At 56.0% G+C, this 2,500-nt stretch carries 2 rRNA genes (1 of these 2 cut by a window edge); both read right to left on the minus strand.

From position 1 onward, the window contains the following. Positions 1–8: 8 nt before the first annotated feature. Positions 9–125: ribosomal RNA gene (rrf, locus tag QP939_RS00005) — 5S ribosomal RNA — on the minus strand. A gap of 65 nt (positions 126–190) precedes the next feature. Next, positions 191–2,500: ribosomal RNA gene (locus tag QP939_RS00010) — 23S ribosomal RNA — on the minus strand; it runs 810 nt beyond the window's last position.

Here is a 2,500-nt window from a genome sequence, read left to right on the forward strand (position 1 = left end):
CAAGGTAAGTTCGGCGGTGTCCTACTCTCCCACAACCCTTCGGTTGCAGTACCATCGGCGCTGTCAGGCTTAGCTTCCGGGTTCGGAATGGGACCGGGCGTTTCCCTGACGCTATAACCACCGAAACACTACGAAACAACACACCCCGGTGTGGTGTTTCAGAGCTGTAGAGTGGATGCGTAACATCTTCGTGGGCAAGTCCTCGGCCTATTAGTACCAGTCAACTCGACAACACATTACTGTGCTTCCATTTCTGGCCTATCAACCCAATGGTCTGTTGGGGGCCTTAACCCACGTGGGGTGGGATACCTCATCTTGGAACAGGCTTCCCGCTTAGATGCCTTCAGCGGTTATCCCTTCCGAACGTGGCCAACCAGCCATGCTCCTGGCGGAACAACTGGCACACCAGAGGTTCGTCCGTCCCGGTCCTCTCGTACTAGGGACAGCCTTCCTCAAGTATCCTACGCGCGCGGCGGATAGGGACCGAACTGTCTCACGACGTTCTAAACCCAGCTCGCGTGCCGCTTTAATGGGCGAACAGCCCAACCCTTGGGACCTACTCCGGCCCCAGGATGCGACGAGCCGACATCGAGGTGCCAAACCATGCCGTCGATATGGACTCTTGGGCAAGATCAGCCTGTTATCCCCGGGGTACCTTTTATCCGTTGAGCGACACCCCTTCCACCAGGAGGTGCCGGATCACTAGTCCCGACTTTCGTCCCTGCTCGACATGTCTGTCTCACAGTCAAGCTCCCTTGTGCACTTGCACTCAACACCTGATTGCCAACCAGGCTGAGGGAACCTTTGGGCGCCTCCGTTACTCTTTAGGAGGCAACCGCCCCAGTTAAACTACCCATCAGGCACTGTCCCTGAACCAGATCATGGCCCGAGGTTCAGATTCCCAATTCGACCAGAGTGGTATTTCAACAACGACTCCACACCCACTAGCGTGAACGCTTCACAGTCTCCCACCTATCCTACACAAGCCGAACCGAAAACCAATACCAAACTATAGTAAAGGTCCCGGGGTCTTTCCGTCCTGCCGCGCGTAACGAGCATCTTTACTCGTAGTGCAATTTCGCCGGGCCTGTGGTTGAGACAGCCGGAAAGTCGTTACGCCATTCGTGCAGGTCGGAACTTACCCGACAAGGAATTTCGCTACCTTAGGATGGTTATAGTTACCACCGCCGTTTACTGGCGCTTAAATTCTCAGCTTCGCCCCGAAAGGCTAACCGGTCCTCTTAACGTTCCAGCACCGGGCAGGCGTCAGTCCATATACATCGTCTTGCGACTTCGCATGGACCTGTGTTTTTAGTAAACAGTCGCTTTCCGCTGGTCTCTGCGGCCACCCACCCCTAGCCCGAGAAGGGCTTCAGGATGTTTGGCCCCCCTTCTCCCGAAGTTACGGGGGCATTTTGCCGAGTTCCTTAACCACAGTTCACCCGATCGCCTTGGTATTCTCTACCTGACCACCTGTGTTGGTTTGGGGTACGGGCCGTGCATGCACTCACTAGAGGCTTTTCTCGGCAGCATAGGATCACTCTACTTCGCCTCAAACGGCTACGCATCACGTCTCAGCCTATTGCCATGCGGATTTGCCTACATGACGGCCTACACGCTTACACCAGGACAACCATCGCCTGGCGGAGCTACCTTCCTGCGTCACCCCATCGCTTGACTACTACGAAATCAGGTCCCACGCTCCACACACAGACCTCCATCCGAAGACTTCAGCCCATGGCTTTGGGTGGTTAGTATCAAACGCCTCGTCATGGGCGCACATGCTCGGGTACGGGAATATCAACCCGTTGTCCATCGACTACGCCTGTCGGCCTCGCCTTAGGTCCCGACTTACCCTGGGCGGATTAGCCTGGCCCAGGAACCCTTGGTCATCCGGCGGCAGAGTTTCTCACTCTGCATTCGCTACTCATGCCTGCATTCTCACTCCCACACCCTCCACGACTCGGTTACCCGGCCGCTTCCCTGGATGCAGGACGCTCCCCTACCCATCCGTACCACTAGACACAACCCTCAAGGAGTTGAGCCGATGTATTGCACGAATGACACAGCTTCGGCGGTGTGCTTAAGCCCCGCTACATTGTCGGCGCAGGACCACTTGACCAGTGAGCTATTACGCACTCTTTCAAGGGTGGCTGCTTCTAAGCCAACCTCCTGGTTGTCTGGGCAATCCCACATCCTTTCCCACTGAGCACACACTTAGGGGCCTTAGCTGGTGTTCTGGGCTGTTTCCCTCTCGACGACGAAGCTTATCCCCCGCCGTCTCACTGCCACGCTCTCACTCTACGGTATTCGGAGTTTGGTTGATTTCGGTAACCCGGTAAGGCCCCTAGACCATCCAGTAGCTCTACCCCCGCAGAGAAACACGTGACGCTGCACCTAAATGCATTTCGGGGAGAACCAGCTATCACGGAGTTTGATTGGCCTTTCACCCCTACCCACAGCTCATCCCCTCAGTTTTCAACCTAAGTGGGTTCGGGCC

Origin of the sequence: Amycolatopsis nalaikhensis (assembly GCF_030264295.1) — a bacterium.
Lineage (GTDB): Bacteria > Actinomycetota > Actinomycetes > Mycobacteriales > Pseudonocardiaceae > Amycolatopsis > Amycolatopsis nalaikhensis.